General features: G+C 56.6%; 12 protein-coding genes and 1 rRNA gene. 7 read left to right on the top strand and 6 right to left on the bottom strand.

Features of this window, described 5'->3' with window-relative positions:
- Nucleotides 1-16: 16 nt before the first annotated feature.
- The 3 genes from ACW5XC_RS12430 to rfaD form a co-directional block, all read right to left on the bottom strand.
- Nucleotides 17-1,783, bottom strand: coding sequence for a polysaccharide deacetylase family protein (locus ACW5XC_RS12430; RefSeq protein ID WP_042054291.1), 1,767 nt, complete (start codon nucleotides 1,781-1,783; stop codon nucleotides 17-19).
- The gene (locus tag ACW5XC_RS12425; RefSeq protein ID WP_042054292.1) at nucleotides 1,780-2,961 is read right to left on the bottom strand and encodes a glycosyltransferase; all 1,182 of its coding nucleotides are present in this window, start codon (nucleotides 2,959-2,961) and stop codon (nucleotides 1,780-1,782) included. Before ACW5XC_RS12425 ends, ACW5XC_RS12430 begins: the two co-directional genes overlap by 4 nt.
- 64 nt (nucleotides 2,962-3,025) lie before the next feature.
- Complete coding sequence (gene rfaD / locus ACW5XC_RS12420) at nucleotides 3,026-3,985, bottom strand: ADP-glyceromanno-heptose 6-epimerase (RefSeq protein ID WP_042054293.1); 960 nt, start codon at nucleotides 3,983-3,985, stop codon at nucleotides 3,026-3,028.
- Between the two features lie 158 nt (nucleotides 3,986-4,143).
- Here rfaD and ACW5XC_RS12415 point away from each other — a divergent pair, with 158 nt between their 5' ends.
- The 5 genes from ACW5XC_RS12415 to ACW5XC_RS12395 all read left to right on the top strand — a co-directional run bounded on the left by ACW5XC_RS12415 (nucleotide 4,144) and on the right by ACW5XC_RS12395 (nucleotide 10,192).
- Nucleotides 4,144-4,788 (top strand): TetR/AcrR family transcriptional regulator, encoded by a 645-nt coding sequence (locus ACW5XC_RS12415; protein WP_042054294.1) that lies wholly within the window; start codon nucleotides 4,144-4,146, stop codon nucleotides 4,786-4,788.
- Between the two features lie 115 nt (nucleotides 4,789-4,903).
- A complete protein-coding gene (locus ACW5XC_RS12410) occupies nucleotides 4,904-6,094 on the top strand; it encodes a glycine C-acetyltransferase (protein WP_042054295.1) in 1,191 nt (396 codons plus the stop codon).
- 55 nt (nucleotides 6,095-6,149) lie between these two features.
- Nucleotides 6,150-7,178, top strand: coding sequence for an L-threonine 3-dehydrogenase (gene tdh, locus ACW5XC_RS12405; RefSeq protein ID WP_042054297.1), 1,029 nt, complete (start codon nucleotides 6,150-6,152; stop codon nucleotides 7,176-7,178).
- A 197-nt stretch (nucleotides 7,179-7,375) separates the two neighbouring features.
- On the top strand, nucleotides 7,376-7,831 hold the full coding sequence (locus ACW5XC_RS12400; RefSeq protein ID WP_042054298.1) for a c-type cytochrome: 456 nt from the start codon (nucleotides 7,376-7,378) through the stop codon (nucleotides 7,829-7,831).
- An 84-nt stretch (nucleotides 7,832-7,915) separates the two neighbouring features.
- Nucleotides 7,916-10,192, top strand: coding sequence for a putative bifunctional diguanylate cyclase/phosphodiesterase (locus tag ACW5XC_RS12395; protein WP_042054299.1), 2,277 nt, complete (start codon nucleotides 7,916-7,918; stop codon nucleotides 10,190-10,192).
- Nucleotides 10,193-10,194: 2 nt separating this feature from the next.
- Here the strand turns inward: ACW5XC_RS12395 and rep are convergent, their stop codons facing one another.
- On the bottom strand, nucleotides 10,195-12,207 hold the full coding sequence (gene rep, locus ACW5XC_RS12390; RefSeq protein ID WP_042054300.1) for a DNA helicase Rep: 2,013 nt from the start codon (nucleotides 12,205-12,207) through the stop codon (nucleotides 10,195-10,197).
- Nucleotides 12,208-12,388: 181 nt separating this feature from the next.
- Between rep and ACW5XC_RS12385 the strand changes: the two genes are divergently transcribed.
- Both ACW5XC_RS12385 and ACW5XC_RS12380 read left to right on the top strand, forming a co-directional pair.
- Nucleotides 12,389-13,612, top strand: coding sequence for a cysteine desulfurase (locus tag ACW5XC_RS12385; protein ID WP_042054301.1), 1,224 nt, complete (start codon nucleotides 12,389-12,391; stop codon nucleotides 13,610-13,612).
- Nucleotides 13,613-13,625: 13 nt separating this feature from the next.
- Nucleotides 13,626-14,060 carry a SufE family protein gene (locus ACW5XC_RS12380; protein ID WP_042054302.1) on the top strand — a complete coding sequence of 145 codons (435 nt, stop codon included), beginning with the start codon at nucleotides 13,626-13,628 and terminating at the stop codon, nucleotides 14,058-14,060.
- 21 nt (nucleotides 14,061-14,081) lie between these two features.
- Here the strand turns inward: ACW5XC_RS12380 and tcdA are convergent, their stop codons facing one another.
- Nucleotides 14,082-14,918: a tRNA cyclic N6-threonylcarbamoyladenosine(37) synthase TcdA gene (gene tcdA, locus ACW5XC_RS12375; protein WP_042054304.1), complete on the bottom strand. Its 837-nt coding sequence runs from the start codon at nucleotides 14,916-14,918 to the stop codon at nucleotides 14,082-14,084.
- 193 nt (nucleotides 14,919-15,111) lie between these two features.
- A 5S ribosomal RNA gene (rrf, locus tag ACW5XC_RS12370) occupies nucleotides 15,112-15,193 on the bottom strand; the annotation flags it as partial.

Here is a 15,193-nt window from a genome sequence, read left to right as displayed (position 1 = left end):
ATGACACTTTTTGATATCAATTTGATTTCCTGAACACATAATTCCCGCGGATCTTGCGCCACAATCCAAACACATCTGTGCGGGGAAAAATGGCAATCCGGCGGATCTGGAAAGGGTCCTGGTGCATTGCTTTGGGGCCACTATTGGTAGCAACGGCAAAACGATACCCGGCGGTGATAGCCTGCTCCTTGGCACTCTCGTTCATATCTCCGTAAGGGTAGGCAAACGAGAGCAACGGATGGCCAAGCAGGGCCTCCAGTTGGCGTTTATTCTCCTGAATTTCATGGGCTTGTTGTTCGGGTGTGAGCTTGCTCAAGCGGGGGTGAGTCAGGGTATGACCACCAATTTCCACATGACCGCTGGCGGCCAGCGCCTTGACCTGCTCACCACTCATCAATGAGACCTTGGTGTCCGGATTGGTCGGATGCTCCACATCCCAACGGTTATAGCCTTCACCGGTGACCACGTACACCACGGCTTTATAACCATATCTTTCCAGCAGCGGCAGCATGCGGGTCAGGTTGTCCTGATAGCCGTCATCGGCAGTGATCATCAGGTACTTCTTGCCGTATTGCAGACGGTGGATAAAGCCTTTGTCCGCCAAATCACGGAACGTCAGGGTTTCGTAGCCGAGCCACTTCATCAGGCGCAGATGCTTCTCGAACATGGCGATCGGCATCCAGGTGCCATGCACCCCTTTCTCGCTATCCTGCTCGATAAAGCGGTGGTACATGATGACCGGCATCTCGCGGCGCAGTGTTTCGACTACGGCATCCTGATAGATGGTTTCGAGGCCAGATACTACCCCCTGCAAGCCATACTCATCCTGAATGCGTTGCCGAATGGCTTCCGGCACCGTCTTGCTGGTCAAAGCGGTCTCGATTTCTCCCTTAAGGGCAGCAAAATCGATAGCCAGATCCTTGGGGCCGATATCGCCAAAATTGCTGGCCAGCGCCTCATCCAGATTTCGTTCCGTCACCAGACCAATGGCCCTGGCTTCACCAATGGCAAAGGCGGGCCGACCGCAGAGCAGTGCTTCCATCGCTACCCGACCGGCACCAATTACCAGATCGCAACCCGCCAGCAGAGCGGGCACATCGTCGACATAGCCAACAAACTCGGCACGGCCTTCGAAACGGGCAAAGCGCTCCGGTACCTTGGTACCGCTGACAATCCGCACCCGACAGGCATCCAGATCGAGCACTTCATCGAGCAGACGGTAACAGAGCGCCCCTTTGGGGCCGCTCAAACGGCCAATGATGGCAATCACCGGCTTTGGATTATCCGGCGCAGGCACAGGCTGGAATTTGTCGGTTTCGATACCGTTGCGCAGCACCTGCACAATCGCGGGATCGACCCCCAGATTGTCGACTATCTGATGGGCAATATCTTCACAAACGGCAACCGCCCGATAGCCGAGAGCATGGAAGGCTTTGCGCGAAGCGTGCACCGGCTGGCGACCATGAACCGTAGTGATCATCGGGGTGCCAGTCAACTTGCAGGCCACATAACTGCTCCAGCCGGAGGCGCGGGAGTGAGCATGCACCAACTGAATATGATGCTTCTTGATGAGGTAGATGAGGTAGAAGACGTGCCAGAAGCGGCGCAGAATGCTGCGCTTATTGAATCTCAGCTTGAAGACGGGGCCAAGCGTCGGCTTGGTCAGGGTATCTGACACATAAAAGACATTGTGACCACGCCGGGTCAGTTCGTTACCGACCGTGGTGGCATAGACCTCAGCTCCCGTTACCTCGAGCTGGGAGAGTGCCATCAATATATTCACCCTACGCCTCCGTTAGCAAGTTTTGAATGATCAACACAACTGGAAGAAAGTTTGCTCTCCCCATCTAATAATTGCTCGATCTGCATCATACTCTCTCGGAGATTGAAAATCTTGGCTCGTTCTTTCGATAAGGAACTATATGTTGATAGCATTTTTTTATTTTCAATCATTTTTCGTATTGCCAATGCAAGCGCATTTGCATCCCCGACAGGAACGAGAACACCATATTTCCCGCCATCGAGAGCTTCCTTAGGTCCAGTACAATTTGTTGATACAATGGCCTTCCCCAACGCCATTGCTTCTACGAGTACAACCGGGTACCCCTCATAATGTGAGGACATAACGAATAGATCGCCATCAGCAAGATATGGATATGGATTTTCCTTGAATCCAAGTAATTTCGCACTATCACCAATATTATTAATATTGATAAATGACTCTAAACCAGCTCTATCATCACCTTCTCCCAAAATAGTAAGGTGATATCTAACTCCTGCATCAATATTTATTTTATGAGCAGCCAGCAAGATGTCGAATCCTTTTTGGGCATTGCATAGTCGTCCAATAGCAATAACTTTTATTTGCCCCTCACTCGTAATAGGCTCATGACTTTTCCGCATTATGCCTTCTATATCAACAGGGTTATAAACCACTTGAGTATATGGTTTCACTTCAGGATACAATTTCAATAATGCATTCTGTGCACCTTTAGAGACACAGACAATGTTATCCATTCTTTTATAAACGGTACGCTCAACTTTTCTGGAGAGAATTTGATGGCACAACAAGTCTATATGGACCCATGCTATCTTTCGAACAACAGAATTCAGATGCGATAACAACAGAGAGCTATTCCCTTCCAAAAATGCGATACCAACATCATATCGTTCATTAAATATGACATTTGCTAACCACTTTCTATTTAAAACGAAATTCCACCAGCGTTTTTTAATAGAGAAAAAAATTCTACGCTGAAACAACCCCGATGGTTCGGTCGGCAACAGAAATTCTACTTTTACATTTTTCGGAACTTGAGATAAATATACACCCTCACGCCTTAATAACAGCAGCGTAATAGCGTATTTACTAAAATCCAAACGCTTAAGCGTTTCAATAAGGACCTTTTCGGCGCCTCCTCCGCCCAATGTTTCCATTATAAATAAAACTTTTTTCTTCATGCTAACCACATAGGAAATAATGAAAAAGCCGCCTCATTGGCGGCCATTCCGCAATAGCGAACAGTCAGACCCGGTTGAGCCAGGCCATGTAATCCGCTACCCCTTCGGCAACGGTTTTGAACTCGGCGTCATAACCCACGCTGCGCAGCTTGGTCATATCAGCCTGGGTGAAGCTCTGGTAGCGGCCCTTGAGGTGATCCGGGAAGGGAATGTACTCAATGGCTCCCTTCTGATGATGCTTGATCACTGCTTCGGCCACGTTCTGGAACGGCTCGGCACGGCCGGTACCACAGTTGAAGATGCCGGAGTGCTGCGGGTTCTGCCAGAACCAGAGGTTTACCTTGCAGACGTCGTCAATATAGATGAAGTCACGCATCTGACCACCGTTCGGGAAGCCATCGCAACCTTCGAACAGCTTGGGATTCTCGCCCTTCTTCACCTGGGTGTTGAGATGGAAGGCAACGGAGGCCATGGAGCCTTTATGCTGCTCGCGCGGGCCGTAGACATTGAAGTACTTCAGGCCAACGACCTGAGAGTTGATCTCCGGCATCCAGCGGCGCACGTACTGGTCAAACAACTGCTTGGAGTAGCCGTAGACATTGAGCGGCTGTTCAAACTTGGGATCTTCGATGAAGTTGTCGTTGCGGCCACCGTAGGTCGCGGCAGAAGAGGCGTAAATGAACGGGATTTCACGCTCGATGCAGTAGTGGAACAGATCCTTGGAGTACTCGTAGTTGACCTCCATGATGAACTTGCCGTTCCACTCGGTGGTGGCAGAGCAGGCGCCTTCGTGGAAGATCACCTCGATACCGTTGTCCCACTCTTCAAACTCGTCGCCGGAGACGATGCGCGCCTGAAACTCGTCCTTGTCCATGTAGTCAGCGATGGTCAGATCGACCAAGTTGACGAACTTGGTGCCGTCGGTCAGGTCATCAATGACCACGATATCGGTCCGTCCTTGAGCGTTCAGCTGCTTGACCAGATTGCTGCCGATAAAGCCAGCACCGCCAGTTACTACGATCATGGAGTTTGCCTCTCGTACGTTGATGGCTACATGTGACTGCTTGTTAAAGCTGTGTATAGTGAGCCAATTTGAAATTGCCGAAAAGTTTATCACGGGCCGTCCGGGGATTCGACCTTGTTCAAAGCTGCCCCGAGCGGAACCTGTTGGAGGAATGAGTGATGAAAACCAGAGACAGGATCATTCACAGCGCGACCGAGCTGTTCAACGATCAGGGTGAACGCAACATCACCACCAACCACATTGCGGCGCACATGGGTATCAGCCCGGGCAACCTCTACTACCACTTCCGCAATAAAGAAGACATCATCCACTCCATCTTCGACCAGTATGCCCGTCACCTTAGCGAGAGCTTCGTGCCGACCCGCAACCGTGAAATCACCCTGCAGGATCTGATGGGCTATCTCGATGCCATCTTCTATCTGATGTGGCAGTTCCGCTTCTTCTACGCCAACCTGCCGGACATCCTGAGCCGTGACGAACCGCTGCAACAGAAGTACCTCAAGGCCCAGGAGCAGATGCGCTCCTCCGTGGTCGCGCTGCTCAGAAGCCTGCGCGAAGGGGGCATCATAGATGTCAGCGATGAAGACCTGCCGGATCTGGGCCAGACCATCAAGATGGTGGTGACCTGCTGGATCCCGTTCCAGATCGCTCAGGCTCCCAACACCCGCATCACCAAACCGCTGCTCTATCAAGGCGTGTTGAAGGTGCTGTTCCTGCTGCGCCCCTATGTGCAACCCCAGGTGGCCGGACAGATCCAGCAGCTGGAACTTCACTACCGTCAGCTGGCCCAACCAGCTGGGTGAGATCTGTTTCACATTTGTTGAATATCAGCACAATCATTTGAATTTACCGCAACAGATTGCAGTAAAATGTCGCCCTCTGTTGATACGCAGCTGAAATAGCCAATAAGGATCGAGGATGTCTAACGGATTCTATCGTCACCTGACCGAGCAACTGAACCAGGTGCAAGCTGAAGGGTTGTACAAGCAGGAGCGCATCATCACCTCCGCCCAGCAGGCCAGCATCGCCGTCGGCGGTGAGCAGGTACTGAACTTCTGTGCCAACAACTATCTTGGGCTGGCCAACCACCCGGATCTGATCGCCGCCGCCCATCAGGGACTCGACAGCCACGGCTTCGGCATGGCCTCGGTGCGCTTCATCTGTGGCACCCAGGACCAGCATAAAGCGCTGGAGCAGAAGATGTCTGCCTTCCTCGGCACCGAAGACACCATCCTCTACTCCTCCTGTTTCGATGCCAATGGCGGTCTTTTTGAGACCCTGTTCGGCGCCGAAGATGCCATCATCTCCGATGCCCTCAACCACGCCTCCATCATCGACGGCGTGCGGCTGTGCAAGGCCAAGCGCTATCGCTACGCCAACAACGACATGGCCGAGCTGGAAGCCCAGCTCAAGCAGGCTGACGCCGATGGCGCCCGCTTCAAACTGATCGCCACCGACGGTGTCTTCTCCATGGATGGGGTCATCGCCGACCTCAAATCCATCTGCGATCTGGCAGACAAATACGATGCGCTGGTGATGGTGGATGACTCCCACGCCGTCGGCTTTATCGGCGAGAATGGTCGTGGCACCCACGAATATTGCGGCGTGATGGATCGGGTCGACATCATCACCGGCACCCTGGGCAAGGCGCTCGGCGGCGCATCCGGCGGCTATACCTCCGGCAAGAAAGAGGTGATCGACTGGCTGCGTCAGCGATCCCGCCCGTACCTCTTCTCCAACTCGCTGGCCCCCTCCATCGTTGCCGCCACTATCAAGGTGATCGACATGCTGGCGGAAGGTCACGACCTGCGCGCACGTCTGAAAGAGAACAGCCGTTACTTCCGCGAGCGAATGAGCGCCGCCGGCTTTACCCTGGCCGGTGCCGACCACGCCATCATTCCGGTGATGCTGGGGGATGCCAAACTGGCCTCCGAAATGGCAAGCCGCATGCTGGCAGCCGGCATCTATGTGGTGGGCTTCTCCTTCCCGGTCGTGCCCAAGGGTCAGGCCCGCATTCGCAACCAGATGTCTGCCGCCCACACCCGCGAGCAGCTGGACAAGGCGATCGACGCCTTTATCCGCATCGGCCGTGAACTCGGCGTTATCTGATTTGAATCAAGGGGCTGCAGCCCCTTTTTTCTGCATTCATATTGAAGGAACAGCCATGAAAGCACTCTCCAAACTGCACAAAGAGGTCGGCATCTGGATGACGGATGTCGCGGCCCCCGAGCTCGGCCACAACGACCTGCTGATCAAGATCCGCAAAACCGCCATATGCGGCACCGATATCCACATCTACAACTGGGACGAGTGGTCCCAGAAGACCATTCCGGTACCCATGGTGGTCGGCCACGAATATGTCGGCGAAGTGGTCGCCATCGGTCAGGAGGTGCGCGGCTTCGCCATCGGCGATCGGGTCTCCGGTGAAGGACATATCACCTGTGGTCACTGCCGCAACTGCCGCGCAGGGCGCACTCATCTGTGCCGCAACACCATTGGCGTTGGCGTCAACCGTCCGGGTGCCTTCGCCGAGTATCTGGTGATCCCCGCGTTCAACGCCTTCAAGCTGCCGGACAACATCCCGGACGAGCTGGCTGCCATCTTCGACCCGTTCGGCAATGCGGTGCACACCGCCCTCTCCTTCGATCTGGTGGGTGAGGATGTGCTCATCACAGGTGCAGGCCCCATCGGTATCATGGCTGCCGCCGTCTGCCGTCACGTGGGTGCGCGCCACGTGGTGATCACCGACGTCAACGAATACCGGCTGGAGCTGGCCCGCAAGATGGGCGCCACCCGCGCGGTCAACGTCAGCAAAGAGAAGCTGGCCGACGTGATGAGCGAGCTGGGCATGACCGAAGGGTTCGATGTGGGGCTGGAGATGTCCGGCGTCCCGAGCGCCTTCCAGGAGATGCTCGACAAGATGAACCACGGCGGCAAGATCGCCATGCTCGGCATCCCCCCCTCCACCATGGCCATCGACTGGAACAAGGTGATCTTCAAGGGGCTGTTTATCAAAGGGATCTATGGCCGCGAGATGTTCGAGACCTGGTACAAAATGGCCAGCCTGATCCAGTCCGGGCTGGATCTCTCCCCCATCATTACCCACAGATTCCACATCGACGACTTCCAGCAGGGGTTCGATGCGATGCGCTCCGGCCACTCCGGCAAGGTGATCCTGAGCTGGGACAAATAACCCATTTCACCCCTTGGTTACCTGAAACCCGGCGAATGCCGGGTTTCTTTTTATCTCCACCGCCTGAATTGCCGTGATATCGCCCAAAACTTTGTACGCAGAGTGTTTAACACTTCACACACAAGCGTTTAAATGGCTGTAACTATTCGGTTATAATCCCGTCGTTTACATGGATAATAAAAGACTGCTGGGAGTATATGAGCGTGTTGAAAAAACTGAGCTATTTGCTGGCTGTCGGGATGACGGCCGCCAGCTTGTCTGGGGCAGTGCTTGCTGCCGATGATATGTCACCGGAAGCCATTGCCGAGCGGATCAAACCAATCGGTCAGGTCTATACCGCCAAGGATCTGGAAGGTATTGCCGGCGCGAGTGCTGCACCGACGGCGGCCGCCTCTTCCGGTCCCCGCGATGGCGAAACGGTATACAAGGGCGCCTGCTTTGCCTGTCACGACACCGGCGCCGCTGGTGCCCCCAAACGGGGTGACAAGGCAGCCTGGGATCCTCGCATCGCCCAGGGCATTGATACTCTCAAGAAACATGCCATTGAAGGCTTTACCGGCAAGTCCGGCATGATGCCTCCGCGCGGCACCTGTGCGAACTGTAGTGATGAAGAGATTGAAAACGCCATCCACTACATGATCGACAAGCTGTAAGTATTTGAAAGGGCCGCAATTGCGGCCCTTTCAATCTATCGGCTTCCGACTACTCTTGTAAGGTAGACATATCGGGAGTTGCACATGTCGTCCCAATCCATCGAACCCCACTACTCAACTCCTCTGTTGGCGTTGGTCTCTGCCATTATGGACTTCCCGGCGCCACAAACCGCCACGTCTGACGATTACGATTCCCTGATCCAGCAGATTGACCAACTCTGCCCGCTGCAACATTTCGGCATGCTGGGCCTCTCCGATACCGGTCTGAACTGGCTTTACGCCTACAAGGTCAGCGACATCTTCAAGCAACAGCTGGGCCGGGAGCAGTCCCGCATCACCGATCAACTCACCCAGCTGGATGAGGCCGAAGGGTGGTGCGTCTTCCCCATCGAGCATGGCCAGATACAGTGGTTGCTGGCGCGTGGCACCCCCGCCGACCTGCCAACCCTGCGTCTGCTGCTGGAGTGCCTAGCCAAACGGCTGACCGAAACCCAGGCGGGATCCCATCTCACCGAGCTGCCTTCGCCGCTGATTCGCAAAGACCCGAACTGGAAAAAGAAAATCGAGAGCATCAGCCGCATCATGCGGCTCGCCAATACCCTGCCGGCTCAGGCGCTCTTCTCCCAACTGGAAGCGGTACTGCGCCAGATGCTCACCATCGAGGACATGCTGCTGGTCAGGTTAACCAGTCAGAAGCTGGAAAAGATCTACCCTGCCCATCCCCATCAGGGAGACGAGTTCATCAGCGGCTTGTGCCACAGCACCAGCAATATCGAGGTGAGCAGGGAGTCCCGCTACTGGCACAGCATGCCGCTGCGGCTGCAACAACAGTACTTCGCCCACTTCATCATCAGCACGGCTCAACCGCTGGAGACCGATGACAAGCTGTTTCTCGACTTCCTGCGTGGTCAGCTCACCCTGCTGCTGGAGCTGAGACGGATCCGCCAGCAGCTCAACGATATCAATACCGAAGACTCCATCAACCAGCGGCTGCAACAGCTGCGTCAGACCAACCTCAGGCTGCAAAAGCAGCTCAAGCAGCATCAGGAGCTGGAACGGCGGCTGCAATTCGATGCGCTTCACGACCCGCTGACCCAGCTGCCCAACCGCGCGCTGTTGATGAACCACCTCAACCATGCCATGACCCACTACAACCGCTACAAGTCGCCGGGATTTGCGGTGATTTTTATCGATGTGGATCACTTCAAGCAGATCAATGACACCCTGGGCCACAGTGCTGGCGATCAGCTGCTCAAGGAGGTGAGCCGCCGCCTGCAAACCTGCATCCGGCAAAACGATCTGGTGGCCAGACTGGGGGGCGATGAGTTCGTCATCTATCTGGACAGCAGCAAGAGCGACGATGACATCAGCCCGGTGCTCAACCGCATTATCAGCCGTCTCTCCTACCCGTTCCGGCTACTCGGCAACGAGCTGAGCATTACCGTCAGCCTTGGGGTATCGAGCGTCTCCGAGCAAACCTCAGATATCAGCCAGCTGCTCCATCAGGCCGATCTGGCCATGTATCAGGCCAAACGCAATGGTCGCAGTCGCATCGTCAGCTACTCGGATGATTGCATCAACCAGAACTGGAATTCGCCGGAAGAGATGCTGGCCAGAGCCCTGCGGGAGGGGCGTATCGTCCCCTACTTCCAACCGGTGATCCGGCTGCAGGATAGCCGCCTGACCGGACTGGAGGTGATGGCGCGCTGGCTGACCGAGGAGGGGATTCTGAAGGATGCGTTCGACTTTATTCCGCTGGCGGAGCAGTGCGGCCTGATTCTGGAGCTGGATTACCAGATCCTGCGCCACACCTGCCAACAGCTGAAGAACTGGCTGCCAATCTCCGGGCAGGGCAAGTTCAAGATCGCCATCAATCTGTCGGGCAAGCATCTGGTCAACCATGACCACATCATGCGGCTGATGGGAATTATCGAAGAGGAGGGGGTCGCCCCCGGCTATCTGATTTTTGAATTCAACGAGCGGGAGCTGTCGCGGCAAGATTCCGATGCGCTGGCATCCCTGCACGAGCTGCGCGCCAAGGGCATCCAGATCAGCCTCGACGATTTTGGGACCGGCTTCTCCTCTCTCAACGCCCTGTTCCACTTCCCGGTGGACTACATCAAGGTGGATGACAGCTTTACCCAGCGCATGTTGCAGTCCCCCAAAGACCTCGCGCTAATCCGCGCCATGCGCGACATCTGTCAGGATCTGGATTACACCTTGGTGGTGGAAGGCATAGAAAACCAGCAGCAATTGCAGAAACTGATCGATATTGGCTGCCGGATGGGACAGGGCCGTTATATCTCACCGCCCATGCCGGGCACAGACATAGTACCGCTGCTCACCCCGGCCAGCACTTAGGGTTAATCCTTCTTGAACATGGCGCGCAGATTGGCCACCGCCATCTGCCCCTTCTGCTGGCGCTCCTCGGCAGTCACCTTCTTCTGGTTTTCCCATTCAAGGTCATCCTGCGGCAGCTCCAGCAGGAAGCGGCTCGGCTCGGGCCGTACCGACTCGCCAAACTGACGCCGCTCCTTGCAGAGGGTGAAGGTCAGTTCGGTCTGAGCCCGGGTGATCCCCACGTAGGCGAGACGCCGCTCCTCCTCCACATTGTCCTCGTCGATGCTGGTCTGGTGGGGCAGCAAGCCCTCCTCCATCCCCACCATATAGACATAGGGGAACTCCAACCCCTTGGAGGCATGCAACGTCATCAACTGCACCTGATCGGCGTCGTCCTCCCCCTCGTTGCGCTCCATCATGTCGCGCAGGGTGAGGCGAGTGACCACCTGAGCCAGCGTCATCGACTCCTCCAGCTCATCCCCCTCCAGCATCTCGGTGATCCAGCGATAGAGGGTGGAGACGTTCTGCATCCGCATTTCGGCCGCTTTAGGGCTGGGGGAGGTCTCGTAGAGCCACTCTTCGTAGTGGATCTCCTTGATCATATCCCGCACCGCCTCCACCGGGTTGCCGCGCAGCGCCTGATCGCCAAGGCGTACCAGCCAGTTGCTGAAGGCCTGCAGGGCCACGAGGCCGCGGCCGGAGAGGTGCTGCTCGAGCCCCAGCTCGAAGCTGGCGGCAAACAGACTCTTGCCACGTTGGTTGGCGTATTGGCCAAGCTTTTCGAGGGTGGTGGGGCCAATCTCGCGGCGCGGCAGGTTGACCACCCGCAGAAAGGCGGTGTCCTCATCCGGATTCACCAGCAGCTTGAGGTAGGCCATGATGTCCTTGATCTCGGTGCGGGAGAAAAACGAGGTACCGCCCGAGATACGGTAAGGAATCCGGTTGGTCATCAACGCCTTCTCGAAGATGCGCGACTGATGGTTGCCCCGATAGAGGATGGCGTAATCCTTGAACCGGGTGCGGTTCATAAACTTGTGGCCCATCATCTCGGCAGCGATCCGCTCCGCTTCGTGCTCCTCGTTCTTGGCGAACAGCACCTTGACCGGCACCCCGTAATCGAGCTCGGAGAAGAGCGCCTTGTCGAACACATGGGGGTTGTTGGCGATCAGGATGTTGGCGCACTTGAGGATGCGCCCCTTGGAGCGGTAGTTCTGCTCCAGCTTGATGAGCCGCAAGTTCGGAAAGTCTTCATTCAGCAGCACCAGATTCTGCGGCTTGGCACCTCGCCAGGAGTAGATGGACTGGTCATCGTCCCCAACCACGGTGAAGCGGGCACGCTCACCGACGATCTGCTTCACCAGCTCGTACTGGCTGGTGTTGGTGTCCTGATACTCGTCGACCAGCAGGTAGCGGATCTTGTTCTGCCAGCGGGTGCGCACCTCCTCGTTGCTCTTGAGCAGCAGGGTCGGCATCACGATGAGATCGTCAAAATCCAGCGCGTTATAGGCCACCATCTGGCGGTGATAACGCTCGTAGAGCTGGGCCATCAACACCTCTTCCGGCCCGCGAGCGATGCGCATGGCGCGGGCTGGCAGGATAAGGTCGTTCTTCCAGTTGGAGATTTGGCTGATAAGGGCCGAGAGCTTGTCCTTGTCGTTGTCGAGCTCGTCTTCAGTCAATTCTTTCAGCAGCGCCAGCTGGTCGGTGTCATCGAATAGGGAGAAGTTCGCCTTGAGATTCAGGCTCTTGTGCTCACGACGAATGATATCGAGACCCAGGGTATGGAAGGTGGAGACCATCAGCCCCCGCGCCTCCTTGCGACCCAGGGTCTGGCCGACCCGCTCCTTCATCTCCCGCGCCGCCTTGTTGGTAAAGGTGACCGCAGCGATGTTGCGGGCGCTGTAGCCGCACTGCTGCACCAGATAGGCAATCTTGTTGGTGATGACGCGGGTCTTGCCCGATCCGGCACCCGCCAGCACCAGGCAAGGGCCGGAAACATACTTGACCGCTTCATTCTGATTGGGGTTGAGCTTCATGGGCCGGATCTCTTGGCTTATGATGAGGGGCGGCATTGTACCAGAAATCACCCGATGAGCCGTACCTGCTGCACGGCAGGCAACCGCCAATCGGGCTTATCGCGCCTTGTGTTCGGGCGCTATTTTCAGGATCATGGCCGACCTTTCGAGATGATGACTTTTTCCAGATGATGAGGGGAGCATGAATCAGCAACAGCACAACCAACTGCGCAGCCAGTTTCCGGCCTTGGCGCAGGAGGTAAACGGCCACCCTCTGGTCTATCTGGACAACGCCGCCACCACCCAGAAACCACAAGCGGTACTGGATGCCATCGCTCACTACTATGGGGTCGACAACGCCAACGTGCACCGCGCCGCCCATGCGCTGAGTGGTCGCGCAACCCGCGCCTTCGAGGCCGCCCGCGAAACGGTCGCCCGCTTTATCAATGCGCCTCGCTGCCAAGAGGTGATCTGGACCCGTGGCACCACAGAAGCGATCAATCTGGTGGCCCAGAGCTGGGGGATGAGCGAGCTCAAGGCGGGGGACGAAATTATCCTCAGTACCCTGGAGCACCACGCCAATATCGTCCCGTGGCAACTGGTCGCCCAGCGCACCGGCGCGGTGATCCGGGTCATCCCGCTCGATAAGCGGGGCGATCTCGATCTGGCCGCCTATCATGCCATGCTGGGGCCACGCACCCGGCTGGTGAGCGTAGCCCACGTCTCCAATGCCCTCGGTACCGTCAATCCGGTCGATCGGATAATAGTAGCAGCCGCCAAAGCTGTGGGTGCCGTTACGCTGATCGACGGCGCCCAGGCGGTGGCTCATCTCGAGGTGGATGTGCAAGCCATCAGTTGCGACTTCTACGCCTTCTCCGGTCACAAGCTCTATGGCCCGACCGGCATCGGTGTGTTGTGGGGCCGCACCGAACTACTGGAGCGGATGTCGCCCTGGCAAGCCGGTGGCGAGATGATCGATCGGGTCAGTTTCAGCGGCACAACCTTCAATACCCTGCCCTTCAAGTTCGAGGCGGGCACCCCCCATATTGCTGGCGCTATCGGCCTCGCCGCCGCCATCGACTTTGTGATGGCGCAAGATAGGGAATGGCTCGCCCAACATGAGCAGGCACTGACCGACTATCTGGTAGCTGGCCTGCAACAGGTGCCGGGGTTGCGTCTGGTCGGCGAACCCAATCAGCGCGCCGGTGCTGTCTCTTTCTTGCTCGACGACATCCACCCGCAAGATGCCGCTACCCTGCTCGATATGCAGGGGATCGCCCTGCGAGTCGGCCATCACTGCGCCATGCCACTGATGGAATCGCTCGGGATCGGCGGTACCATGCGCGCCTCGCTGGCCTGCTACAACAATCGGGATGATGTCGACGTCCTGCTGGCCGCCCTGCACAAACTCAGTGACTTCTTCTAAGGCAGACAACCGAATGAGTGACCTCGCAAGCTATACCCAGATTGGCCTTGAGCCCAACGCCGACACCATCCGCCAGCAGTTTGCCGCCGCCCACGGCTGGGAGAACCAGTACCGGCTCATCATCCAGCTCGGCAAGCTGTTACCCGTGCTACCCAGCGAATGGCAGCAGGAGGAGTTCCGCCTCAAGGGGTGTGAAAGCCTGGCCTGGCTGAAGGGGGAACAAAGCGAAGATGGTTGCTGGCACTTTGCCTGTGATTCCGATGCCCGCATCGTTCGGGGCCTTATCGTCATCGTGCTGGCGGCGCTCAACCACCAATCGTCTGCGGCGATCCAGGTTTTTGATATGGAAGGCTATTTCACCGAACTGGGGCTTGAGAAACACTTGAGCCCGTCACGAGGTAACGGGCTCAGAGCGATCGTACTGGCGATCCGGGAGCTGGCAGTCTAAGCCGCCTTGTTCAGCGGTCGATTAGGCTTCGCCAATCGACCCTGTTTCTTCATTCCCGGCCTCTTTCTCGGCACGGGCGCCCCGCTCGGCAATCTTCTTCAATACCCGGGAAGCGGCAACCAGCCCAAAGGTGGCCGTCACCGGCGTCACGGCGCCGAAGCCAGAGGCGCAATCCATCTTCATATTGCCGTCGCTGGCCGCCTTGGCCTGACAGGTGCCACCATTACCATCCGGATAACTCAGCTGCTCGGTTGAGAAGACACACTCAACCCCGAACTTGCGCGCCGGATTCTTGCTGAAGTTGTGCTGCCGACGCAAATCGGAGCGCACCTTGGCCGCCAACGGATCCTGAATAGTCTTGGCCAGATCGGCCACAGTGATCTGGGTCGGATCCATCTGTCCGCCGGCACCACCCGCCACAATCACCGGGATTTTATTGCGCTTGCAGAAGGCAATCAGCGCCACCTTGGCCTTGACCGAGTCGATGGCGTCCACCACATAGTCAAACTCCCGCTTGATATACTCGGCCAGATTATCGGCGGTGACGAAATCGTCTATCTCGATCACTTCGCAATCCGGATTGATGGCGCGAATGCGCTCGGCCATCACCTCGATCTTGAGGCGACCAACCGTCCCCTGCATGGCGTGGATCTGACGATTGGTGTTGGTGATGCAGATATCGTCCATGTCGATCAGGGTGATCTGGTTGATACCGGCGCGGGCCAGCGCCTCCGCCGCCCAGGAGCCAACGCCACCGATCCCCACCACACAGACCTTGGCCTGGCTAAAGGAACGCAGGGCATTCTGACCATAAAGACGGGCAATGCCCCCGAATCGCTGTAGATATTCTGCTTTCATACCACCACCTTGCTTGAGGGCGGCCATTATAACGGCAACCACCGCCAGCCGCGATGGCATAACCGGAGAAAATCGGGGAGGAAAAACAGGGAAAACGACAGAGAAGAGGGAATAAAAGGTCAATTATCAGACGATTTTCTGAATTGCAGGCAATAAAAAACCCCGCTCGATGAGCGGGGTTCTTAAATTGGGTGCCTGGCAGTGTCCTACTCTCGCATGGCGAATGCCACACTACCATCGGCGCTACCGCGTTTCACTTCTGAGTTCGGCATGGG

Source organism: Aeromonas sp. 25-AL00135 (genome assembly GCF_054052385.1).
This window is presented reverse-complemented; position numbering and strand designations above follow the sequence as displayed.

What these genes read in the sequence shown, in the direction of transcription:
- ACW5XC_RS12425 (WP_042054292.1), bottom strand. Translation starts at nt 2,961, where the DNA reads ATGAAGAAAAAAGTTTTATTTATAATGGAAACATTGGGCGGAGGAGGC.
- ACW5XC_RS12385 (WP_042054301.1), top strand. Translation starts at nt 12,389, where the DNA reads ATGAATCAGCAACAGCACAACCAACTGCGCAGCCAGTTTCCGGCCTTG.
- tdh (WP_042054297.1), top strand. Translation starts at nt 6,150, where the DNA reads ATGAAAGCACTCTCCAAACTGCACAAAGAGGTCGGCATCTGGATGACG.
- rfaD (WP_042054293.1), bottom strand. Translation starts at nt 3,985, where the DNA reads ATGATCGTAGTAACTGGCGGTGCTGGCTTTATCGGCAGCAATCTGGTC.
- ACW5XC_RS12415 (WP_042054294.1), top strand. Translation starts at nt 4,144, where the DNA reads ATGAAAACCAGAGACAGGATCATTCACAGCGCGACCGAGCTGTTCAAC.
- ACW5XC_RS12400 (WP_042054298.1), top strand. Translation starts at nt 7,376, where the DNA reads ATGAGCGTGTTGAAAAAACTGAGCTATTTGCTGGCTGTCGGGATGACG.
- ACW5XC_RS12395 (WP_042054299.1), top strand. Translation starts at nt 7,916, where the DNA reads ATGTCGTCCCAATCCATCGAACCCCACTACTCAACTCCTCTGTTGGCG.
- ACW5XC_RS12410 (WP_042054295.1), top strand. Translation starts at nt 4,904, where the DNA reads ATGTCTAACGGATTCTATCGTCACCTGACCGAGCAACTGAACCAGGTG.
- tcdA (WP_042054304.1), bottom strand. Translation starts at nt 14,918, where the DNA reads ATGAAAGCAGAATATCTACAGCGATTCGGGGGCATTGCCCGTCTTTAT.
- ACW5XC_RS12380 (WP_042054302.1), top strand. Translation starts at nt 13,626, where the DNA reads ATGAGTGACCTCGCAAGCTATACCCAGATTGGCCTTGAGCCCAACGCC.
- rep (WP_042054300.1), bottom strand. Translation starts at nt 12,207, where the DNA reads ATGAAGCTCAACCCCAATCAGAATGAAGCGGTCAAGTATGTTTCCGGC.